We start from the raw sequence: 22,681 nt of genomic DNA, 5'->3' as shown, positions 1-22,681 counted from the left end.
AAATTTTTTATTGAAATATATTCACAGTCATGTTTACAAAACTACCTGTTAAAAGTTCCATTAAATTAATGGTGAATATTCTCTCCCTACGAATATGTATCATTTCTATAACCGCAATTCAAATTTAAGAAAAGAATTTCTATCATTGTTAATTGAGACTAAACTTAATAATGATTAGTTTAGGGTTACGATAAAAAAACTGAAGTAATTATAGAATATTATTTTATTACTTCTATTAGTCAGTGTGCTAAAATAATCAATCAAATCAAAAACATTTATTATAAGAGGCTTTATGAAGAAGCGGATTGGTAAACTTAATATCCATTTGAAAGAAATAATAGTTTTTCTATTTATCATCTCATTCGCTTCGGCATTCTTTTTTATACAGATGGATAACTCTCAGACTTCAGTTAAGAATAAATCATCCAATCCCGAAGGTGAGAAAAAGAAAAGCTGGAGCGGTCGTTCATTTGCAGCGGAAACAAATATCGAATTATTTTCCTCACCCTCTGATTATGCCCCCGGCTGGAATTCCGAGCGCGTTTGGAGCGGTGAAGATGATTGGGAACCATACGCCGCTGTTGATCGCAGTTCTGATTATGTTTATCAATTGACTACTCGTTTTACTGCGACTTTATCTTCAATTATTTTCAGAAGCTCTTCCGATAACGGCGCAACATGGGGGAGCGATAAAACTATTGCAGCGGTTCATCAGTGGCAAGCTGACCCTCAAATACAAGTTGCTGATGATGGAACTATTTACGCTGTTTGGCTCGATGGTCCTGATTGGAAAACTAAATTAACAAAGTCCAAGGATCATGGTGATACGTGGACGACCCCCGTTGATGCTGCCCCAAATATGGCGTGGACAGATCATGCGTGGTTAGTTATTTCACCTGACGGCAAAGATGTTTATATCGGCTTTAATAAAAATCAAATTTATTTTGTCAGCTCGCATGATTACGGTCAAACGTTTAGCACCCCAATTCAAACAAGCGATAGTCACGGCAGATCGTGGATGCAGGTCGGGGGAGCGATTGCTCCAAATGGTGATGTTCATTTTGCTGTGGTAAATTATCCCGGCGATTATAACGGTGTTACGTATATCAATTTAGTCAGCAGTTACGACGGGGGTGCAAGTTGGATAACTACTTTGCTTGACAGCTCTCAAGCGGCTCCAAACTGTGATACCATCCCGGGATGTTATTACGGCTTCTATTCTTCAATCGCTGATGTTGCTGTTGATCAAAACGGAATGATTATGTTAGCTTATAATGCAGGGCTTGTTCCCTACCAACCTCAGCAAATTTATATTAAAACTTCTTCCGATGGAATCAACTGGAGTGAGCGTAAACAAATTTCTCATCATAATGTTAATGCATGGAATTCATTTCCATCAATTAGATCAGGAATTTCAGCGGGAGACTTTCGAATAGTCTGGCAGGGAAATAAAAATGGAAACACAAATGGCTGGAATACTTTTTATCGCCGCACAACTGATGGCGGACAAACCTGGAGCCGTGCACTGCGATTATCGAACCGCAAAACGGGTGCGCCTTATAAAAATTCAGATGGTTATCAATTTACATACGGTGATTATCTAAGTCTCTCAGTTGACAGCGATGGAACAAACCACGTGATCTGGGGGGAGGGAACAAGTTATGACGGTCCCGGCGGTGTTTGGTACACAAGCGGAATTGAATCTATCACTATGGCATATATTCCCGATGATGGTGAACCAATTGAATTAAATGAAAACTTTACACTTAAAAATCTTTCTAAAGATAATGATGCCGCTATCAACTCATCAATTATTTCTTTTCTCTTGGACAGAATTATCCGAATCCGTTTAATCCAACTACAATAATTCGTTACACAATTTCTACTCCCCTCTCCTTTGGAGAGGGGTTGGGAAAGAGGCTTCTTGTGTACGACATCCTCGGCAATGAAGTAGCAACGCTCGTTAACGAGCAGCAATCTCCCGGCAGTTATGAAGTTGAATTTAATACCGGAGCGCTGCAAGGAATGTCACTTCCAAGCGGTGTTTATTACTATAGACTTAAAGCCGGCGATTTTGTTGAGACTAAAAAGATGGTCCTTCTTAAATAATTTTAAGAACACGCTGAAGATTTTTTCTGAAAATATTAAACTGTCACATTGAGCTTGTCTGCCAGAGGCATCCCCTTGCGAGAAATGTGACATAATTTTAAATTGTCATCCTTCGATAAACTCAGGATGACAACGGTACAATTATTCAGCGTTACTTTATTATCTGTTTGTAGTAAAATCAATCACCACAATTCAAAAGGAAATTTTATGAATCACAATGTCCGCAGAATATTTTTTAATGTTTTTTTAATTATAGTAATGATCAGTTTTATCCTTTACGCGAAAGAGAAAGGTAAAATCGGTACAACTAAAAAGAATGGCGAGGGTTGCGACTGTCACGGCGATGCAAACTCTAAAGTTACTGTTATTATTGATGGTCCTTCTGATCTTAAACCAAATGAAACTGCCGATTATACCATCACCATTTTCGGCGGTCCGATGAAAACAGGCGGTACAAACATAGCTGTATCGTCCGGTAAACTAATTGAAGGCGAAGGATTAAGATATAAGGGGGGTGAGTTAACTCATACAATGCCAAGAGCTTTCAGCGAGGGTAAAATTGTTTTTAATTTCAAATACACCGCTCCCGAAACTGCCGGCGAAGTAACGATCTTTGCAAACGGCAACAGCACCAACAACGACGAAACTAAAAAGGGTGATGCATGGAACTACGCACCGAATAAAGTAGTAACCGTTACGGCATCTAATTAAAAAAGGAACTAGGAATAGTACGCTGACCAGACTGATTATTTATGATTGATTTGAGGCCTTCTCAAAAGTAATTTTTACTGTCACACTGAGTGGCATTGCCATCATCCTTCCATCAGTCTTCGACAAGCTCATCCTTCGACAAGCTCATCCTTCGACAAGCTCAGGATGACAAAATGAGACTTTTGAGACAGCCCCATCAGCTAAAGGATCAGCGTATCTGCTTTACTGCAATTTTATTATTTATATTTGTTAAAAGGATGTGCTATCCAACAACTATGGTAGCGATATCAGATTGTATTCCTACCTCCTTATTTTTGATTACAAGCCTAATAAAATATTCTCTTTTTTCCGGTGCTCCGTTTAGCTTCGGGCGTTCATCTTCAAACCACGGAATTACGGATGTGCCGATAAAAATAAACTTCTCTTCATCTGCAACCCGGCTGTAAACATTAAAAGCATCTACCCTTTTCATCTTTGATTTGATCATTACCTTACCGGGAACTATTTTGACCTTAATTGTTGCACGCCTGTTATCATCGCTTGCCTCCGAGTTATTCACTTCAATCCCCAAATCAGCACCAATGGAAGTTGTATAATTTGAATGTGACTTAATCATTTTCATAACTTTCCTTATCCCCCCATTCCCGCTTATTGCTGCATTTTTTTTTAAGTCTGTGGCGGCTACTTTTGAACGATAAGTTGCTTCTATAAAAACTTGCTCTGCGTAGGCTGTGCGGTGTTCATTTATAAGATTCATTAAATCAGTCACCATAGCGGGGGGGAGGTTGAATAAAGCAGTATAAGCAGGAAGTTTTGTGGATAGGTTTTCTTCCCACGAGTCTATTGCGGCTATTTTTTTAGGGACGTAATCAGTGTTGCTCATTTCTTTTACCTCGTTATTTTGTTTATTGAGAATAAATTCACCGGCAATGCTTATTATTTTTCTACCGGTTTAACATCTTTTCATAAATGAATTAACTATTACCTAAACAAACATTATGCCAATAAGAATTTCTTTACATCTTTAGGCAGAAAATATCAGTAAGTTTATATCTAATCTAACTTTGATTAGGAAAGAATTTAAGTTATTGATAAATACTTTGGCAAATAAATAATTAGTTTTAAATCTACTAATATGATCTTCACACCTACTTACAGAAGATTTAAAAATTGTGATAAAATATTCAGATTTATCAGCATTAGATTTTAATCTGATGATAGAAAATTTAAAATAAATAGTAAAAAACTTAAAGTTGGTGAAGAAAAATTTAAATCTGACAGCAAAAGATTTAAATAAATTGGAGTAAAATTTTAATCTGCTTGAAGAGAATTTAAATCCGGCAGAAAAATTTTAGATATTCTGTAAAAAGAACCAGTTACCGGTAAAAAATTACCTGTAAAATGAGATAGTCCTAGACTCACTAATGATGACTGGCAGAAAAGTTATTCGTTTTGGTCAAAATTGCTAAAATAATGATTAATAATATTGACGTGTATGAGAGAAAAGGGGGTCATTTTCATTTTAGAAGAACTAATTTGATTGATTTTGTATAGCCTATTGCTCTAAATCTAACTATATATACACCACTTGCCAGTTCTTCATTGTTTAAAATGTATTCATGTAAGCCGGGTCCTGATTCTTCTTTTAGTAATGTCTTAACAGTTCTGCCTAGAATATCGTAGAGTTCAAGTTCAGCAAAACTTTTATAAGGCATTTCGAATGCAATTGTGGTTTCATTATTAAATGGATTTGGATAATTTTGGTAAAGCTTATAGTTAAGAGGACTTCCAATTTCTACTTTTTGTACTTCTGAAAAATTATCATTCCAATATTTTGTAATACTACTGATTCTCCAATAATATATTTTATTGTAATCAAGTGAATGTAAGGTTATAGAAGTATCGTATAAATCGCTGCTTTCATAAATAAGATTTGTTAATGAGGAATCTTCCGCAATTTGGAATCTGTATTGAGAAATACCAGGAGAAGAAGTCCATTTAAAGGTAATTGTAGTCTGATGATAAATGGTAGTATCCGGTATTGGTTGAGTCAAATCAATTGATCTTTTAAATATCCCATTACGATCCGATCCACAATAAATTATGTTTCCGGTATGGGTAAAGCTCGTGATTTTTTTAGAAATTAAACCATAATTACTTGTAATCCAGTCATTTCCTTCATCTTTGCCAATTGATATTCCATCATAAGATAATCCTACAAAAACTTCGTTATTAAATTTAAAAATAGATTCAACACTGGAATTAAAATGGGGGTTATTTAAAGATTCCCACGTTTCTCCGTAGTCGGTACTTCTAAATAGCACACTTACTTGATTAGAACCAAGATAAAATTCGCCACTACTTCCTGATAATAATTTACTGGCGGAGAAAAGACCTTGAATGGCTTTTGTCTGCCAGCTATCACCATTATTATTACTTATATAAATTTCTGCAGATCCATTTGATACAATAATGACAGAATCAGAACAAGCAATATCAGAAGCGTTGATATTATACGGTATACCATTGGTTAGTTTTTCCCATAGATTACCTTGAATAGATTTTCTAAATATTCCATAAACACTACTTACATAAATATAATTATTATTAATTGCAATTTGTTCTAAACCATAGGTATCGAAACCATTATCGATTTGAGTCCAGGTAATCCCGACATCTGTAGAAACAAGAAAAGTCACATAATCCATTGATGGCCAGCTACTTGCTAACGCATATAGCAAGTCATTTGACACTAAAACATCTTTAATAAACATTAAATCAGTACCTAAATATAAATTTTCAAAGATATTACCCTCACTAATGAACAACCCGGAACCATATGTGCCGATTAATAAATTACCACCAATTTCAGATAGAGAGGTAATTCCATAATTTCCTATACCTTTACTTTTTTTTACCCATTGCACATTTTTTTTTGGTGATCTATAAAAACCATCAAAAGTTGCAGCAAAAAGACGTGAATCGTTTGAACTGAGTGACAACACATTTATATTATTTAAACCAGCATTAAGACTGGTCCAGCTAGAACCTTCATTAGTTGATTTAAAAATACCATGGTGGTAGACACAAACATAAATTCCAGTACTGTCCGAGTATATAGACTGAATTATATCTGAAGGGGAGGTAGAGTAGAGGGGCAAAATCCATGTTTTCCCACTATCAATACTCTTATAGACTTTCGCATAGTTTGAAAAATCAAAAGCATATAAAATATTATTATACTCAGTAATACCTTCAAAATTCCATGCATATTTATCAGGATTTGTTCTCTCCCAGCTATCACCAAGATTCGTACTTCTAAATATACCTGAACCACTAGTTCCAGAAGCTGAAGCTAAAACAATACTATCCGAAATGATCAAGATTTCTTCAATATCCTTATTATCAATACCGTTGTTTACTTCAGTCCACGTCTCGCCTAAATTTAAGGATCTGAAGATGCCGTAATAATCTGATCCTACAAATATTACGGAACCCTTTGCATCCATTGATTGCCACCTACCTTCATTTACATTCAACCAAGACGAATCCTCCGCTATATATTTATAACATCCTGTATTTGAGATAGCAAACAGGTGTTCAGATACAATTTTAATCTTATTTACTGATTCTTCATACAGTCCAAGGTTAGTCCAATTTTCACCGAAATCATTGCTTTTAAATACTCCTCCGTTTCCAGCACAGTAAATTTCATCCTCATTTTTATCAATTGAAAGCAGTAACCCACCGTAAAGTCCATCTATATTTTCCCAGTACTCATTTTGAGCTAATGATCGAAATTGTAATGCAAATAATATTATTATAAAAATATATCTTTTCATTTTTTATTTAGAAATATTAGATGTAAGCTACTTTAATGTTTAGGCTCGGTTGAATTATTTTATATTTTTTAGTATTAAAAAAATTCTTATCAAAAATAGCTTAAAAGATATTATTAAAAGAAATATAAACATTTATAATATTATTTCGTTGCTCTTTTGAAAGAGTGTAACAAATAAATTGAATAAGAGATATTACTGCACATTGTTGTAATATTCATATTGATTCAGATACTTAACGAAATGCGAGTTGCTATAAAGAATTAAAATAATCAAAAAATATTTACGAATTTCTTGACATTGGGGAAAGCAGTTAATAAGTTTAACCAAACAAATGAGGATGTTTTTGTGAATCATGGGACACAGACTGAAATTACTTGAACATATCAATACCGGGATGAGGGCGAAACATTACAGTGAGAGAACCGCGGAAGCTTATATCGGCTGGATAAAGAGATTTATTTTTTCCAATAACAAACGAAGAGAGATAACAAATAGATGATAATGTGGCCATTAAATACCATAGTGCAAGTACGACAGCTTTGTACTTTTGTATTTTATCCAAAGTTTAGGCGTTGAAATAATGCCCTCGATATGCCGTTCACGATACGGTTTGCAAAATGCAAGTATATTTTTTCCATCAACTTCGGAAAAAATACTAAACGTTTTATTAAAATTTTTAGGAGTAATAAGATGAAAATTTTACAAATTATAACAGCCTTTTTTTTATTCTTAACTATCAATGATTGTACTGAAAATTCGATAATTTCATCAAATGGTTACAGAGTATATGGGACTATATTCTTTGGAGGTAAAGTAGCTCCAAACACTAGTGTGAGTATTGATAAATCATCAAACTTAATAAGCGTAACAGATAGTCTTGGTTATTTCGAAATAAATAATGTCAGTAATGGAAATCACGAACTTACAGCTTCAAAGAGTCTTGAAAATGGACAATTCACAGAAAGAACTATCGCATTAACAGTAAATGGAGATACCGAAACTGGTAGTTTACAACTCCCAAAAGGTGTTCAATTATATGATCCTCAAAATGTGACTTCAAATTCACTTCAATTAATTTGGTCTGCGACTGATGCAACAGATTTTAGAGAATATAAAATTTATAGTCATAACAGTTCTGGGCTAGATGAAACAACAGGTTTACTTATCCATGTTTCAACCGCTTTTGATGATACTGTATTTAATGTATCCGGACTAAATCCATTTACAGAGTATTTTTTTAGGGTTTATGTTATGAATGATTTTGGCAGATTGGGGGGAAGCAATATAGTATCTGCAACAACCGAAAATATGCAAGTATTAAATAATGGTAATTTTGAACTCCTCAATTCACTGACAGGATATCCATTATTCTGGAATGCTCAGACTACTACGCTTGGGTATTATTTTGTCGATAGCACAATTGTCCAGGATGGAAATTACTCAATAAGGATTGAAAATTCACCAGGAGTAAATTACTATTACCAACTGGTTAATCCAGCTAATATAATATCAAATGAAACATATAGACTCACTTATTGGATAAAACACGATTCACTCGGCAGCGAAAGTGAGTTTGCAATTTTCCTTAATACCGTTGAATTCACTTGGCAAGTTCAAGCCAATACTATTCATGGAGCAAAACCTGCTTCGGATTGGACAGAGTATCAATATGAATTCACGGCACCCAATGTTACAACATCAAACTATAGTGTTGGCTTCTATTTTTATCTTGGTGGAGATAGAAAAGCATGGCTTGATAATATTAGTCTTGAAAAAATGAATTAAGCATTCATTTGTTAATATTAAGAAAATTTTAATATAACCAGCAACTATTGAAGACCAAAAGATAGTGAATACAAAAGAAAAAAGATAATTTTATATGTGGTATTTTGGGAAAGAGCATAAAAATCCATTGCTCAAAAAGAGTTATTAAAAAAAAAACGAAAATCATTCTTGGCTAAGTGCGGCACAACCCACCCTTAATTATTGAAAGGAATTATTCCGATGGCAGAAAATAAAACCAAACCAACAAGCGAGAGTGCAGATACTTTTCTGAATAAAATTCAGGATACACAAAAACGAAAAGACTGTTTTGAGATTATGAAGTTGATGCAGGCTGTTACCAAAGAAAAACCTGTTATGTGGGGAAGTGCAATCATCGGGTTCGGGTCATATCATTATGTTTATGAAAGCGGAAGGGAGGGAGACTTTTTATTCATCGGTTTCGCACCAAGAAAACAAAACATGAGCATTTATTTAACCGGCGGACTTAAGGCTGTTCAACCGGAGCTTTCCAAACTTGGTAAATACAAAATTGGAGGTGGGTGCCTCTATATCAAATCTCTCAGCGATGTGAACACCACAATTCTAAAGAAAATCTTTGCAAAAGCTTTTAAGGAAGCGAAGCATATCACAGGATGTAAGGTTTAATCAGGCTTGTTCCCGTAGAGCGAGTTTCCTGAAAAAATGATTTTCTTATATTTTTTCTTGAAAGTATTTATTCACTTTAGTATGTTTATCCCGAGTTTTTTACTTTAATCTTCAGTTGAGTGTGCTAAAATAAAGCTTAATAAACATTACTGCTTATACTTTTATAACTCTCCGGAAAGTTGAGCAGTAAGAATAATTAACTAACCGGGATAAAAAAATATATCCCCGAACGAAAGGAGTACAATATGTTCACAAGCACATTGAATTTCCTGATTGCTCTTAGCTGCTTTTCTATTCTCATTTCCTGTTCACAAGCTTTTGCAGGTGATCCATCCGACACAACTAAATGGTATGCCGGCGCATTTGGCGGTTATGTTTCAGGCAAACTAAACTCTGACGATCCGACTCATGAATCATCAACCGGCGACTACAATGATGATAGCCCAATGTTTGGAATCTTCGTTGGTTATCAGGATCAATTCGATAGCGATTGGATGTGGGGCGCCGAGTTAGTCATTCCACTTTATATGGAAAAAGGAACTGCAGTTGATAAACAGTATTTCCCTGACCTTGTAACGTATGAGGCAAGCTACCGTTACGCAGTATATTTAACAGGTAAATGGGGATACACGCTTGGCGAAGCAATGCCATATTTGTTTGGCAGTGTCGGCTTTGTGAATGTTGACGGCAAAACATTAAACGTAGATCTAAATGAGCAGTACTCACCCGGTTTTGAACAGAGCGCAGCCGCAACTCATTTTGTCTGGCAGCTTGGAGGGGGTTTTGACTATAATATCAGCAAAGACTTATTTATAGGCGCAAGGGTAGGTGCATTCATAGGTGAGCGGGCTGATCACACAATGCCGTGGAATGAGCCGGACCTAATATGTTCGGGTATGATGCCTTACTGCTTCAATTTAATATCGGGTACAGATTTGGATTATAAGAAGAATTTTACAAGTGTATTTTTCCATTGGAGTTCGATAAATTATAAATGAACCTTACTCAGCATCCTTCAAGGTCACTGCTTTAGACCTTGAAGGATGCCGAATAATATAGAAATCATCGAAGTTTCCGAAAGTTACATACAATAATCTTTTCACTTCTTATTAATTTCCTCTAACATTTGTTCGGTCATTTCTCTTCCCAGTTTGGGGCAATATCATTTTCGGGAATAAAATTGTTAAACTTGTCCAGAGCTTTTTCAAGCAGGGGTTTCGCTGTTTTAGGTCCGCCGCCAAATTGTTCGGGTGTGTAAAATAATCCTGTGCCAACTAAATAATCCGGACGGGGGTTTAGTGAATCAAGCTCAACTGCTTTTTTGAAATAACGATCAGCCTCTGCGCCGTATTTCATCCACCTGTTCATCGGATCAACCGCCATTCTTGATTGTGAAATCATTCCGCGTAAAGTATAAATTTCAGAATTATCTGCTTCAAGCGAATCAGCAATGTGGAGAAAGGAATCTGCTTTATCGAGATATGAATCTTTCTCACTGTTTTCCTTTGCCTGGTAGTTCGCAAGGGTATAGCAAAAAGAAACATAGTAGTAAGGAAGCCATTTATCTTTTTCAGCAAGTGCAATCCTTTCAAAGCTGTTTGCTGCTTCGATAAGGTCTTCAACTGATTTAGCAGAATCAATCTTTGCAAGATTTTTTTTCATTGTCTTTTCATATTTATCCTGGGCAAAAGAATTGCCGATAAACAGAAGAGCTAAAATTGAGAAGAGGACGTATTTCATTTTTATTTTCCTTTTAATATGGATTAATCTGACCAATTGAAATAAACATACCGATAAACGCTGTCCTGAGTGCAGGCGCTACCACAGGACTTTTAATCGTTCCATCAGTTGAATACCTGTATCCAAAAACATTATTGTAGCCGATCAGGTTATCAACTGAAAAAAACACTACCGTAAAATTATCAAAGATACTTGTGATGTAACTGAAATTTAAACTAAGATTGTGATAATTTTTTGCACGATCACCAAGAAACTCCGGGTTATTGGGATTGAAATATGGTCTGCCGGTAGCAAAGCTATAAGTCACACCAACAAATGTAGTAATATCTTGCAGCCAGTATTTAAATACGAAAGAAAAAGTATGCGGCGTTGCAAACGGGGGAGTAGCAAGAGTCGGATAATTTAAGTATTCCCGTTTCGTATCGAGATATGAATAAGAAATCCAATAATATCCGAAATCAAAAAGCTGGTTGTCTTTCCAGAATACATCAATTCCTTTTGCATAGCCTTTGCCAGCATTTGTAAACGATGTGAATGGTAAATTAAAATAAGGGTAAGTAAAGATTGTCCCTTTTGTAAGCTGATCATAATCCTTGTAATATGCTTCGATCCTGAAAGTTGTTTTCTCACCGATGTACTGATAATTCAAAATGTAATGATCTGCCTGCTCATAATTTAAATCAGTCGTCTGTAATAGAAAATCCTTCGCGGGAGTCTGGTAAAATTGTCCGTAAGCAAAATTAAGCTGATCATATTTGCCAAGTTTATAAGCCAGAGAAATACGGGGGGCGAAATTAAATTCATTGATTAATTTTGAATGCTCGCCTCGTACCCCAACCCTTGCAGCAATATCTTTTGTAATTGATATGTCTGATTCAACATAACCTGCGATATACAGTTCGTTAAGTCTTTTATTGAATTCATTGAAGCTGTTGTCGTAAATAATATTCTGAACTTCAGAACCGAAAGTGAGAAACGCACCGGTGAATATTTTTTTTGAAAGAGTAACTTTCCCTGTATTAAGTATCTGACCCTGCTCGATGTAATCATTTGTAAGGTTTATTTTATTATAATCATTGCTGAAAGAATAGCCGCTGAAGATTGTCCAGTCATCTCCAAGTATTTCGCGGTAATTAGTGTTGAAGAAAAAATTACCATCCTTCATTCTGAATAAATCTTTTTCAGTTAGATTGTCAAGATTAGGAGTATAAAGTGAAAGATCACCGCTGCTATATGATGTAAAAGCCTTGAGCATTCCGGTAGCAGAAGTTTTGTACCTGAAATTCATTGAGCCTGCAAAACTTTCAGGAGCTTTTATCCAGTCAGTTCTCTGAGGTTGGAGTTTGAAATAGGGATCAAGGTTATAATAACCTGCTTCAGCAGAAAGGGAAGAATTTTCCCAGAGTTGTGTATGCGAACCGCCAAATCCCAATGCCATTAAACTGATTGCAGAAAGTGTTTGCTTCAGCAGGTCTTCAGTTTTTAAAACAAGGACAGAAGAAAGTGCCTGACCGTATTGTGCAGAGTAACCCCCCGTGCTGAATATTGTTCCCTTAAACAGGAAGGGGGAAAATCTGCCTCGTGAAGGAAGATCGGGAATGCTTGAGAAAAATGGGTTCTGCACGATCATTTCATCAATTATAGTTTTAGTTTCGGAAGCTGATCCGCCGCGTACAAATAGTCCTTCAGTTTCACCGATCTGCTGAGCGCCGGGTAATGTTTCAAGGGTGGAGTAAATATCCGCATCTGATCCTGTGCTGACAATATCAAGCGGACGAAGAATTACTGCTTTGTTTTCGTCGCTCGCTTCAAATGAACCTGCAGAAACGATCACTGTCCCCATCTCGGTTGATTCTTCTTCAAGTATCACCTCAATTGTTTTATCTTTTCCGTCAAGCTGGATGGATTGTTCAAACGTTTTATATCCAACAAAACTTACCACGAAAATTGCTTCACCTTCTTCATCGGTAACAAAAGAAAAACTACCATCGGCTAAAGAAGAAATTCCATCATAAGTATCTTTTATATAAATATTGGCGCCAGGCAGGGGAGCTATCGGCGTCTTTTATAGTCCCCGAAATTTTTGTTTGACTGTTGATCGCTGATGCGAAAGCGATAATAAATAAAAGTAAGTAAATTATTTTCATATAAATATTTTAATTCATTGATTAGCAAATCTATCTTTAAAGACAATCTTAATTTAATATCAGGTAGTAGATGAATAGATAAAAAATTAAACAAATGGAAAAATGCATAAAGGAATGGTAAAATAAAAAGGGTTCGAGTGAGCCCTTCGTAATCTTAATTCAATTTGTCAATTGAGGTTAAAAAAAATATTTTATCTCAGTAAAATCATTTTCTTAGTCTCAACAAACTTCCTGCTCTTTTAAAAAGTATAGCGTCCCTGCTTCGATTCGTCATACGGATTGAAAATCGGGACGAGCTCTTGTGAAGGAGGGGACTAATGGGCGGTCGGATTGTATATTTTAAACTACCTCAGTCTTATAGCGATTTGCAAATAATTATTAATTGCTCCTAATAATTCAAAATCAATATTGTAACAAGATACAATTTCATAAAACGCTCGAAATTCATGTGTCGGGACACCAAACTCATCGAAGATTATTATGTCGCCTTTGCCCAAGTACGGGAAAATACTTGTTAGCACAAATAGGGTTGACGTATAAAGATCAGCATCCATGAATTACTTTTCTCTTTTGTGATTTAAAACTTTTTAAAAACACTGGCAGTGAATCTTGAAATAGTCCTTTAATAAAGGTAACTCTGTTATCATCAATCACAGGTGTTTGTCCTTCCGTATTAAAATGATTTTTTTTCATCACACCAAAGTCTTCGGGTAAACCGGTAAAAACATCAAAGCCATAGAATCTGCTTCCGGGATTTTTATTTTTATCCACCCACCATTTAAAAGCAATGCCGCTTGCAACACCAAATTCGAGATAATCAATTTCTTGATTTTGTATTTCCTGATCAGCTATTAGTTGATGCAGCTTGAACCTGTTTGTGTAGATAACTTTTCCGGTATAGAAATCATTGAATTTAATTTTAGGTGATTGAGAAATCCAGCGTGATAACTTTGATAAGTAAGTTATTTGCAGCATCAAATTTTCAAATAATCCAAAAATTATGTGCAGCTTTAGGATGCAGAATAATGCTTTTACTTTTCTTATTACCCACAGTTTCGTATTCATCTTAAACTCAATGATTTGTTTTATAAAAAAGTTAATGCAATTTATTAATAAAAGTGATGAAATAATTTATGAGTGTAGAATTTATTTTGATAATATTAGCTCAAATTATTCTGTCATTATTAATTTAGAATTAAAAATATGAGACTTTTAAATAGGAAGGTATTATGATAAATAAAATTGAGTTTGTGCTGTTAATATTCTTTTTATTTTTTGCTCAAACTCACGCACAGGTGAACACTGAAAAATTCAGGAAAGACGCTGATACTTTAGGCTTTTCCGGTAACGCAGATTTAGAAATTGACTTCAGAACCGGTAATGTTGATTTCCAGAGAGTTGGGCTTGGCGGTAGATTAAATTACAATTTCGGTAATGATTATACTTTCCTTGTTTTTAAAGGTGAATATGGCTGGCAAAGCGGGGAGGAATTTTCAAATGAAGCTTTAGTGCATTTGAGAAATGTTTGCTCGCTTTGGAAAGGAATTCAAGTAGAAACATTTTTGCAGAGTGATTTTAATAAATCGAGGCTGCTGCTCAACCGGTATCTTGCGGGAGGGGGATTAAGATTCAAAATTTTTACTTCAGATAATTTTAAGTTTCGAATCGGCACAGCGTATTTTTATGAATTTGAAAAATATGATCTCCCGGAAAATTCTCTGCATGGAGTAAGAACATTTACTCATAGATCAAGTTCATACGTTACTTCAAATATCAGTTTCAATAACAACTTGAACTTTACTACAATCACATATTTTCAGCCTGCAATTGGGAGGTGGGAAGACTACAGAATAATATCTGAAAATTCTTTGGCGATAAGCATAAGTAAATATTTTGATATTTATATTGATGCTAATTTAAGATATGATAACCGTCCACCCGACCATATAAAACCGTTCGATACAGATTCAAAGATCGGTGTTAGTCTAAAATTTTAGAGAAACACAAAAAAGCTGACAACTCACGAAGCGAAATAACATTTCAATTTTTATCAATCTATATTTTTAATTAAGAATAGTTTTAATTCATCAACATCGTGAAAAATATAATCGCTTTTCAAAGCTAAATTCAATTCTTTTTTAACATACGGATCCCATAAAACCGAAGCGACTTTTACTCCTGCGCTTTTAGCAGCTTTAATATCCGAAGGAGCATCTCCTATCATTAATACTCTCTCTCTTTTAAGATTAAACTTATCTAAGAAAACTAAAATTCCCTCGGGATGGGGTTTGTGGTTTTCAACATCATCACCTGTAACGATCATATCGAAATACTTTGAAATATTTAGTTTGTCCAATGTAATCAATGCGGCTCTTCTGCCTTTGCCGGTGTACACCGATAGAAAAACATTTTTTGATTTGAGGTATTCAAGTATATCAATAATTCCCGGATAGATGAATGCAAGATGATGGTTGTCTGAATAAAATTGGTAATAATCTTTTTGTGCAGATTCAAAATTATCACCGCATAGTTCTTTTAGAATTACATCTTCCGGAGGACCAAACAGATTCATTATATCTTGATTTGTAAAAGTTTTGTTTAAATATTTAGCGGCGATAAAATTGAACGCCGCAAATATCAATTCGTTGGTTGAAGTTAGAGTACCATCAACATCAAAAATAATTCCGTCAAAATTTTTCATTTATTGATTTTATTCAAAATAAATTTCAGCTCAGCTTATGAATTAGTAAATTGCAGTAACAAAATTATCAAATGTTTTTGGATTATGGCGGACAAAGTTTTTCTAAAAAAAAATGAGGATAAACGGATACTCTCCGGGCATCTTTGGGTGTTTAGCAATGAAATATTAAAGCTCGAAGGCGAGCCTTCAAACGGTGATTTAGTTCAGGTTTACAACTTTCGTGATGAATTAATTGGAACAGGATTTTACAACAAAAATTCCTTAATTGCTGTCAGGATGATCTCCTTCAGTTTGATTGATGATTTTGCAGCACTTTTTCGACAGAGAATTATTTCCGCAAATTCTCTTCGGAAAACTTTTTATCCACAAAGAGATTCTTATAGAATGGTTTTTAGTGAGAGCGACTTTCTACCGGGTTTAATTATAGATAAATACAATCAGACTTTTGTTCTTCAGGTTTATTCGTTTGGTATGCAAAAAAATATCTCAACAATTGTTCAAATATTAAAGGAAGAGTTTTCTGCCGAAAATATTTTTTCGAAGAATGAAAATTATTTCCGTCAGCTCGAAGGTTTGGAGGAAACCAATGAAATATATTTGGGTAATTTTCCAATCGAAATAATTAATGATGGGACAGTTAATTATAAAATAAATTTTGAGCAATCTCAAAAAACTGGCTTTTATTTTGATCAATCGGATAATAGATTTTTTATCGAGCAGTTGACAAGAGGTAAAAAGGTTTTAGATTGTTTTTGTAATTCAGGAGGATTTGGACTTCACGCAGCAAAGTCAGGAGCTGCATCTGTAACTTTTGTAGATTCATCGGCTAATGAAATTACTACAGCTAAAAAGAATTTTGAATTAAACAAGTTTGAATCAGGGACAGAATTTATTACTGAAGATGTGTTTGATTACCTGGAAAGAATTTCCAATCAGGAGAAGTTTGATGTTGTTATGATTGACCCGCCGGCATTTGCAAAAAATAAAAAAAGTATTGCCGCCGCAAAAAAAGGGTATGAAAAATTAAATAGACTCGCCTTGAATTGTACGAAGCCAAATGGATGGTTAGTTACTTCGTCATGCTCGCATCATTTAAACGAGGCAGATTTTTTTTCAGTCATTCAAAATGCTTCACAAAAAGCCGTGCGTCAGGTTCAGCTTATACATTTTAATGGCGCTTCATTTGATCATCCAAGATTAATTTCGATGCCTGAGACTTCTTATCTTAAATTTGCGGTTTTCAAAGTAGTTGATTAAATGAATTATTCTTACCTTGTAAAAAAATGCAACATTTATAAGTTTGCATCCGTCTAAAATTATTACTAAATAAATTATTAAAAACTAAAGAGGAAAAGCGTGGATATTTCTGCTTTAAATGAAAAAATAAAAAACGAAAGTGCATTCATAGATTTATTAATCAATGAAATAGGCAAAACGATCGTTGGACAAAAAGCCATGGTGGAGCGATTAATTGTTGGCGTGCTTGGCAACGGACATATTTTGCTTGAAGGAGTCCCGGGATTAGCAAAAACACTTGCGATAAAAACTCTCGCCGCAGCGATGAAAGCAAAATTTCAGAGAATACAATTCACACCGGACTTGCTGCCGGCTGATTTGGTTGGTACTCAAATTTACAATCAGAAGGAAGGTAATTTTCTAATTAAAAAAGGTCCGCTGTTTGCAAATTTCATTTTGGCAGATGAAATAAACCGTGCCCCCGCCAAGGTTCAAAGTGCTTTACTCGAAGCTATGCAGGAACGTCAGGTGACAATCGGCGAGAGCACTTTCAAACTTGATGAACCCTTCCTTGTTCTTGCAACGCAAAACCCTATCGAGCAGGAGGGAACATATCCACTTCCCGAAGCGCAGGTTGATCGTTTTATGTTGAAGGTTAAAATCAGCTATCCAAATAGGGACGAAGAACTAAAAATTATGAAACAAAATGTGGATGCTGATGAAATAAAAATTCAGCCCGTCATTTCAACGCAGGATATTTTAAATGCACGAAAATTAATTCACGAAATTTATCTTGACGAAAAAATTGAAAAGTACATTCTTGATATTGTTTTTGCCACAAGAAATCCAAAAGAATTTGGCCTGGATAAACTTTCTGATTTAATTGCTTATGGAGCTTCACCGAGAGCCACAATCAATCTGGCTCTTGGTGCAAAAGCAATTGCATTTATCCGCAGGAGGGGCTACGTAATTCCCGAAGATGTACGCGCTATTTGTCATGACGTTCTGCGCCATAGAATTGCGGTTACTTACGAAGCTGAAGCCGAAGAAATTACTTCAGAGTCCATCATTGAGGAAATCTTAAACAAAGTTGAAGTGCCGTAAGATTGGAAACAAAAGAATTATTAAAACAAGTCCGCCAAATAGAAATCAGAACCAAAGGACTTGTTAATCAAGTTTTTTCGGGTGAATATCATTCTGTTTTCAAAGGCAGGGGAATGGAATTCTCCGAGGTTCGCGAATACCAATACGGCGATGATATCCGGAATATTGATTGGAATGTAACTGCTCGATTTGGTCATCCGTTCGTAAAGATTTTTGAAGAGGAAAGGGAACTGACTGTAGTTTTGTGTGTTGATATGAGCGGCTCATTAAACTATGGGACACTTGAAAAAACCAAACAGCGTGTTGCTGCCGAACTCAGTGCAATTCTTGCATTTTCCGCATTGAAGAATAATGACAAAGTTGGTTTGCTGCTTTTTACCGATAAAATTGAGAAATTTGTTGCACCACGAAAAGGTAATAAACACGTACTTCGAATAGTTCGCGAAGTACTTTCATTTGAACCACAAGCTAAACGCACCAACATCAAAGCTGCATTAGAGTATTTGAATAATGCCGTAAAAAAAAGGGCAATAGTTTTTTTGCTTTCGGATTATTTTGATACCGGATATGATAAAATTCTTCGCACTGTTGGAAAGAGGCATGATCTAATCGGGGTAGTGATAGATGATCGTACCGAAAGTGCTATCCCTTCCATAGGTCTTGTTAAATTAAAAGATGCTGAAACCGGAGATGATAGGTGGGTGGATACTTCGGATAAAAATTTCAAGCTGCAGCTTTTAAGAAAAAGAATTGAGCACGATAAGCAGAGAAAATCACTTTTTAATTCTAGCGGACTTGATTCCATTGAAGTGCAGGCAGGGCAAAATTATATTAAACCGCTTGTTAAGTTTTTCAGAATGAGAGAGAAAAGATGGTAAAAAAATATTTTTTTCTTAATTCTCGCTACCGTTCTTGTTCGCTCTCAAGAAATCGGTGTGAAAGCTTTTACAGATACTTCTGATTATCAGATTGGGGATTATATCCATTTTACAGTAAGTGTAGAATATGATAAAAATATTTTTTTAATGAATCCTTTCTTTCAGGACAGCTTAAAAAATATAGATATAATTAAAACCGAAACTCCAATCACTAAAGAAGCCGGCTCAAAAAAAATTACAGACTATAAATTTACACTGTCACGGTATGACTCTTCAGATGTTACAATTCCGCCTTTACCGATTTATTACAAGCTTGCTGCATCTAACGCAAAAATTTCACCGATAATTACTCGGGAATTAATTAAAAGTGATTCGACTCTCAAAGTAGTTTTTAGTAATCCCATTTCCTTTACAGTTCATTCTTTAAAAGTTTCGAAGGAAGAGGATATTAAAGATGTAAAAGAACCAATGACAATTCCACTTGATTGGAAAATAATTTTACTATGGGTTCTTGGCGGCTTGATATTGCTGGCTTTAATTATCTTTATTGTCAGGAAATATTTTTTGAAAAAGAAGCATGCGTTGAAGCCCGATAAAATTATTATTCTTCCTCCGCACATACTGGCATTAAATAGTTTGAAAGAACTTGAATCAAAAGAACTCTGGAAAAATGGAATGGTAAAAGAATATCATTCTGAAATTACTGAAATCATAAGAAAATATTTTGAGGAGAGATTTAATTACCCCGCACTTGAATTAACAACATCGGAATCAATTGAGTTATTGAAGAACTATTCTGACGCAAAAGATATATTAAATGTTACACGGGATTTTTTAACAAACGCTGATCTTGTCAAGTTCGCAACATTTATTCCGATGGATTCAATAAATATTGAAATGATGAATCAAGCACGAACGATAGTACAACAAACCATTCCAAATCAAACCGAAGCAATGAAGGAATCAGCATGATTGCAGAAGATTTATCATTCGCATATCCCTATGTACTTTGGTTCTTGTTGGTGATTCCTGCAATGATCTTTTGGCACTATTTTAAAGGTCGAAAACGGGAGCCGGGAATAAATTATTCTTATTTAAAATTTTTAGACGGGGTTTCATCCAACTGGAAAGAAAAATTAAAAGACGTTCCAATTTTTTTACGTGCTGCGGCTTTGGCTTTCATGATCATTGCATTAGCGCGTCCGCAAACATTTTCTTCCGGCGAAAATATTTACGCCGAAGGAATTGATATTTCACTCGTACTTGATATTTCGGGCAATGTTTCTTGCCGAAGATTTGAGACCTAACAGATTGGAATCTGCAAAAATGTAATTGATAAATTTATTGAAGGAAGAGTTTCTGATCGGATTGGGTTAGTTGTTTTTTCGCGGTATGCTTTTACACAATGTCCCTTAACGGTTGATTATAACGTACTGCGAAATCTTTTGAGTGAAATAAAAAGTGGAATGATTGAAGACGGCACAGCTATTGGCAATGCTCTTGCTAATGGTACAAACAGGTTGAAAGACAGCGAAGCAAAAAGCAAAATAATTATTTTACTTACTGATGGAGTAAATAATGCCGGTGAAGTTGATCCTTTAACGGCAGTTGAAATTGCTAAAAATTACGGGATAAGAATTTATACAATTGGCGTTGGCACGCGTGGTGAAGCGCCGTATCCGGTTCAAACCCCATTTGGAATTCGTTATCAAATGGTGCCTGTTGAAATTGATGAAGCATTACTTAAAAATATTGCCGAATCAACGGGGGGGCAATATTTCCGTGCAACTGATAATCGTACATTGAATGAAATTTATAATAAAATAGACAAGCTTGAAAAAACTAAAGTGGAGGTTACATCCTACCAAAGTGCAGCAGAGCTTTATTATGGATGGCTTAAAATTGGTTTACTTTTAATATTGTTAGAATTGATTTTAAGTAAAACGATTTTCAGGAGGCTGCCTTAATGTTTAGATTTGAGCATCCGGAGTATTTAGCTTTTCTATATTTAATTCCTATTATTATTACTGGCTACTGGTTTGCGGTTTACTTAAAAAATAAATCACTTGTAAATTTTGCTGATACGAAACTCCATTCTATCTTAATTCCTGATTACAGTTCATTGAAAAATATTTTCCGCTTTGTCCTTATCATTCTTGCCCTTGTGTTTGGTGTATTTGCTTTGGCTAATCCTCAGGTAGGTAGTAAATTAGAAGAAGTGAAACAGCAGGGTATAGATGTAGTTATTTGTCTTGATGTTTCGTTAAGCATGCAAGCAGAAGACATTAAGCCAAACCGGTTGGAAAAAGCAAAGTTTCAGATTTCAAACTTGATTCAAAAACTTCGCGGCGATAGAATCGGGCTGATCATCTTTTCCGGCGATGCTTATGTTCAGTTTCCTCTTACAACAGATTATTCAGCAGCAAATTTATTTCTATCTGCTGTAGATTTTAATTCTGTGCCGCAGCCGGGTACTGCAATTGCATCAGCAATAAATATGGCAGTTCAGTCTTTTGATTCGGTTGCAACTCAAAAAGTGATTGTTGTAATTACTGATGGCGAAGATCACGAAGGCGATATTGATGCAGCAGTTTCAGATGCTCAGGAAAAAGATATAAAAATTTATGCTATTGGGCTTGGCTCACCTGATGGTGTTCCCATCCCGATTTATGACCCCAAAGGACGACCAATGGGATTTAAAGAAGACAGAATGGGAAATACTGTTCTGACAAAACTCGATGAATCAGTTTTGATTAAAATTACTGAGCAGGGGGATGGTAAATATTTTCGGGGTTCAAATTACGATGATCATCTGGACAAGATATTTAAGGATTTATCAGACATCGAAAAAACTGAGTTCGGTGTAAAGAAAGTAACTGATTATGAAGATCGCTTCTACTATTTTTTAATTCCTGCTGTAATGTTTTTATTCGTAGAATTTTTTATGACTGACAGAAAATCCAAATTTTATAAAAAAGTTAAATCAAAAATTAGGGTTAGAAAAGAAAGATTAAACAATTAGATAGATTTATGAAAAGATACTTTTTTGTTTTACTCATTATATCAATACAAGTTATTTCCGTTGGTCAAAGCACATGCTCAATGAATAATGATGGTGTTGATTTATACAAAGATGGAAAATTTAATGATGCTGAAATTAATTTTAAGAAAAGCATTGAAAGTGAACCTGAACTTTTCGAGTCTAAATTCAATCTGGGCGATACTTATTACAAACAGGGCAAGTATGACGAAGCTATAAAAACATATCAGTCGCTTCAAAGTCAGACAAATGATAATGAGCTGAAAGCAAAGTTGCAGCATAATATCGGCAATTCTCTTTTAAAATCTCAGAAACTTGAAGAAAGTGTTAATGCATATAAAAACGCACTCAAACTGAATCCAAACGATGAGGACACAAAATATAATTTATCTTATGCATTATCCTTATTAAAGGACAAACAAAATCAACAGAAGAATGATCAAAACAATAAGGATCAAAAAAACGATAACAAACAAAACAAGGATGAGCAGAATAAAGATCAGAATAAACAAGATAATAAAGATCAAAAGCAAGATAAAAAGGATCAGCAGAATCAAAATCAACAGCAGCAAAACCAAAAAGACCAACAAACTAAGCAAGACGCTTTGAAACAAAAACCGAGTAAAATTTCAAAAGAGGAATCGGAAAGAATTCTGAATGCATTAAAAAACAATGAAAAAGATCTTCAGAAAAAATTGCGGAAGAAAGCTGGTAATGTTATTCGCACTGACAAAGATTGGTAA

Annotated in this window: 20 protein-coding genes and 1 pseudogene; 15 read left to right on the top strand and 6 right to left on the bottom strand. The window is 34.9% G+C overall.

Annotated features, from left to right (window positions below):
* The first annotated feature begins 292 nt into the window (after positions 1-292).
* The 3 genes from IPH11_03505 to IPH11_03495 all read left to right on the top strand — a co-directional run bounded on the left by IPH11_03505 (position 293) and on the right by IPH11_03495 (position 2,820).
* Positions 293-1,867 carry an exo-alpha-sialidase gene (locus tag IPH11_03505; protein MBK6912768.1) on the top strand — a complete coding sequence of 525 codons (1,575 nt, stop codon included), beginning with the start codon at positions 293-295 and terminating at the stop codon, positions 1,865-1,867.
* Positions 1,807-2,109 (top strand): T9SS type A sorting domain-containing protein, encoded by a 303-nt coding sequence (locus IPH11_03500; GenBank protein ID MBK6912767.1) that lies wholly within the window; start codon positions 1,807-1,809, stop codon positions 2,107-2,109. The genes IPH11_03505 and IPH11_03500 overlap by 61 nt, the downstream gene beginning before the upstream one ends.
* Before the next feature lie 207 nt (positions 2,110-2,316).
* The gene (locus tag IPH11_03495) at positions 2,317-2,820 is read left to right on the top strand and encodes a hypothetical protein (GenBank protein ID MBK6912766.1); all 504 of its coding nucleotides are present in this window, start codon (positions 2,317-2,319) and stop codon (positions 2,818-2,820) included.
* Positions 2,821-3,082: 262 nt separating this feature from the next.
* Here the strand turns inward: IPH11_03495 and IPH11_03490 are convergent, their stop codons facing one another.
* Together IPH11_03490 and IPH11_03485 are read right to left on the bottom strand one after the other, a co-directional pair.
* Entirely contained in the window at positions 3,083-3,703 is a 621-nt protein-coding gene (locus tag IPH11_03490) for a hypothetical protein (protein ID MBK6912765.1), read from the bottom strand.
* Positions 3,704-4,337: 634 nt separating this feature from the next.
* The gene (locus tag IPH11_03485) at positions 4,338-6,662 is read right to left on the bottom strand and encodes a T9SS type A sorting domain-containing protein (GenBank protein ID MBK6912764.1); all 2,325 of its coding nucleotides are present in this window, start codon (positions 6,660-6,662) and stop codon (positions 4,338-4,340) included.
* Between the two features lie 352 nt (positions 6,663-7,014).
* Here IPH11_03485 and IPH11_03480 point away from each other — a divergent pair, with 352 nt between their 5' ends.
* From IPH11_03480 to IPH11_03465, 4 genes are all read left to right on the top strand, one after another.
* Complete coding sequence (locus IPH11_03480; GenBank protein ID MBK6912763.1) at positions 7,015-7,161, top strand: phage integrase N-terminal SAM-like domain-containing protein; 147 nt, start codon at positions 7,015-7,017, stop codon at positions 7,159-7,161.
* A 191-nt stretch (positions 7,162-7,352) separates the two neighbouring features.
* Entirely contained in the window at positions 7,353-8,447 is a 1,095-nt protein-coding gene (locus tag IPH11_03475) for a carbohydrate binding domain-containing protein (protein ID MBK6912762.1), read from the top strand.
* Positions 8,448-8,666: 219 nt separating this feature from the next.
* Complete coding sequence (locus IPH11_03470; protein MBK6912761.1) at positions 8,667-9,092, top strand: DUF1801 domain-containing protein; 426 nt, start codon at positions 8,667-8,669, stop codon at positions 9,090-9,092.
* 245 nt (positions 9,093-9,337) lie between these two features.
* Positions 9,338-10,090 carry an outer membrane beta-barrel protein gene (locus IPH11_03465; GenBank protein ID MBK6912760.1) on the top strand — a complete coding sequence of 251 codons (753 nt, stop codon included), beginning with the start codon at positions 9,338-9,340 and terminating at the stop codon, positions 10,088-10,090.
* Between the two features lie 136 nt (positions 10,091-10,226).
* Here the strand turns inward: IPH11_03465 and IPH11_03460 are convergent, their stop codons facing one another.
* The 3 genes from IPH11_03460 to IPH11_03450 all read right to left on the bottom strand — a co-directional run bounded on the left by IPH11_03460 (position 10,227) and on the right by IPH11_03450 (position 14,044).
* Complete coding sequence (locus tag IPH11_03460) at positions 10,227-10,832, bottom strand: hypothetical protein (protein ID MBK6912759.1); 606 nt, start codon at positions 10,830-10,832, stop codon at positions 10,227-10,229.
* 13 nt (positions 10,833-10,845) lie between these two features.
* Entirely contained in the window at positions 10,846-12,774 is a 1,929-nt protein-coding gene (locus IPH11_03455; GenBank protein ID MBK6912758.1) for a TonB-dependent receptor, read from the bottom strand.
* Between the two features lie 748 nt (positions 12,775-13,522).
* Positions 13,523-14,044, bottom strand: a complete 522-nt coding sequence (locus IPH11_03450; protein MBK6912757.1) for a hypothetical protein — start codon at positions 14,042-14,044, stop codon at positions 13,523-13,525.
* Between the two features lie 164 nt (positions 14,045-14,208).
* Here IPH11_03450 and IPH11_03445 point away from each other — a divergent pair, with 164 nt between their 5' ends.
* Positions 14,209-14,976 carry a DUF481 domain-containing protein gene (locus tag IPH11_03445; GenBank protein MBK6912756.1) on the top strand — a complete coding sequence of 256 codons (768 nt, stop codon included), beginning with the start codon at positions 14,209-14,211 and terminating at the stop codon, positions 14,974-14,976.
* A 53-nt stretch (positions 14,977-15,029) separates the two neighbouring features.
* On the opposite strand, the gene IPH11_03440 is transcribed toward IPH11_03445, so the two are convergent.
* Entirely contained in the window at positions 15,030-15,680 is a 651-nt protein-coding gene (locus tag IPH11_03440) for an HAD family hydrolase (GenBank protein ID MBK6912755.1), read from the bottom strand.
* Positions 15,681-15,764: 84 nt separating this feature from the next.
* Here IPH11_03440 and IPH11_03435 point away from each other — a divergent pair, with 84 nt between their 5' ends.
* From IPH11_03435 to IPH11_03405, 7 genes and pseudogenes are all read left to right on the top strand, one after another.
* Positions 15,765-16,937 (top strand): class I SAM-dependent rRNA methyltransferase, encoded by a 1,173-nt coding sequence (locus IPH11_03435; GenBank protein MBK6912754.1) that lies wholly within the window; start codon positions 15,765-15,767, stop codon positions 16,935-16,937.
* Between the two features lie 99 nt (positions 16,938-17,036).
* Positions 17,037-18,020: a MoxR family ATPase gene (locus tag IPH11_03430; protein MBK6912753.1), complete on the top strand. Its 984-nt coding sequence runs from the start codon at positions 17,037-17,039 to the stop codon at positions 18,018-18,020.
* A gap of 2 nt (positions 18,021-18,022) precedes the next feature.
* Complete coding sequence (locus tag IPH11_03425; GenBank protein ID MBK6912752.1) at positions 18,023-18,898, top strand: DUF58 domain-containing protein; 876 nt, start codon at positions 18,023-18,025, stop codon at positions 18,896-18,898.
* A gap of 57 nt (positions 18,899-18,955) precedes the next feature.
* Entirely contained in the window at positions 18,956-19,870 is a 915-nt protein-coding gene (locus IPH11_03420; GenBank protein ID MBK6912751.1) for a hypothetical protein, read from the top strand.
* Positions 19,867-20,865: pseudogene (locus IPH11_03415) on the top strand (VWA domain-containing protein). The gene IPH11_03420 and the pseudogene IPH11_03415 overlap by 4 nt, the downstream one beginning before the upstream one ends.
* The gene (locus IPH11_03410) at positions 20,865-21,920 is read left to right on the top strand and encodes a VWA domain-containing protein (protein ID MBK6912750.1); all 1,056 of its coding nucleotides are present in this window, start codon (positions 20,865-20,867) and stop codon (positions 21,918-21,920) included. The pseudogene IPH11_03415 and the gene IPH11_03410 overlap by 1 nt, the downstream one beginning before the upstream one ends.
* An 8-nt stretch (positions 21,921-21,928) precedes the next feature.
* Positions 21,929-22,681 carry a tetratricopeptide repeat protein gene (locus IPH11_03405; protein MBK6912749.1) on the top strand — a complete coding sequence of 251 codons (753 nt, stop codon included), beginning with the start codon at positions 21,929-21,931 and terminating at the stop codon, positions 22,679-22,681.

It is taken from the genome of Ignavibacteriales bacterium, from assembly GCA_016709155.1.
Lineage (GTDB): Bacteria > Bacteroidota > Ignavibacteria > Ignavibacteriales > Ignavibacteriaceae > JADJEI01.
This window is presented reverse-complemented; position numbering and strand designations above follow the sequence as displayed.

What these genes read in the sequence shown, in the direction of transcription:
- IPH11_03435 (MBK6912754.1), top strand. Translation starts at nt 15,765, where the DNA reads ATGGCGGACAAAGTTTTTCTAAAAAAAAATGAGGATAAACGGATACTC.
- IPH11_03485 (MBK6912764.1), bottom strand. Translation starts at nt 6,662, where the DNA reads ATGAAAAGATATATTTTTATAATAATATTATTTGCATTACAATTTCGA.
- IPH11_03460 (MBK6912759.1), bottom strand. Translation starts at nt 10,832, where the DNA reads ATGAAATACGTCCTCTTCTCAATTTTAGCTCTTCTGTTTATCGGCAAT.
- IPH11_03470 (MBK6912761.1), top strand. Translation starts at nt 8,667, where the DNA reads ATGGCAGAAAATAAAACCAAACCAACAAGCGAGAGTGCAGATACTTTT.
- IPH11_03480 (MBK6912763.1), top strand. Translation starts at nt 7,015, where the DNA reads ATGGGACACAGACTGAAATTACTTGAACATATCAATACCGGGATGAGG.
- IPH11_03405 (MBK6912749.1), top strand. Translation starts at nt 21,929, where the DNA reads ATGAAAAGATACTTTTTTGTTTTACTCATTATATCAATACAAGTTATT.
- IPH11_03475 (MBK6912762.1), top strand. Translation starts at nt 7,353, where the DNA reads ATGAAAATTTTACAAATTATAACAGCCTTTTTTTTATTCTTAACTATC.
- IPH11_03505 (MBK6912768.1), top strand. Translation starts at nt 293, where the DNA reads ATGAAGAAGCGGATTGGTAAACTTAATATCCATTTGAAAGAAATAATA.
- IPH11_03440 (MBK6912755.1), bottom strand. Translation starts at nt 15,680, where the DNA reads ATGAAAAATTTTGACGGAATTATTTTTGATGTTGATGGTACTCTAACT.
- IPH11_03450 (MBK6912757.1), bottom strand. Translation starts at nt 14,044, where the DNA reads ATGAATACGAAACTGTGGGTAATAAGAAAAGTAAAAGCATTATTCTGC.
- IPH11_03490 (MBK6912765.1), bottom strand. Translation starts at nt 3,703, where the DNA reads ATGAGCAACACTGATTACGTCCCTAAAAAAATAGCCGCAATAGACTCG.
- IPH11_03445 (MBK6912756.1), top strand. Translation starts at nt 14,209, where the DNA reads ATGATAAATAAAATTGAGTTTGTGCTGTTAATATTCTTTTTATTTTTT.
- IPH11_03465 (MBK6912760.1), top strand. Translation starts at nt 9,338, where the DNA reads ATGTTCACAAGCACATTGAATTTCCTGATTGCTCTTAGCTGCTTTTCT.
- IPH11_03495 (MBK6912766.1), top strand. Translation starts at nt 2,317, where the DNA reads ATGAATCACAATGTCCGCAGAATATTTTTTAATGTTTTTTTAATTATA.
- IPH11_03410 (MBK6912750.1), top strand. Translation starts at nt 20,865, where the DNA reads ATGTTTAGATTTGAGCATCCGGAGTATTTAGCTTTTCTATATTTAATT.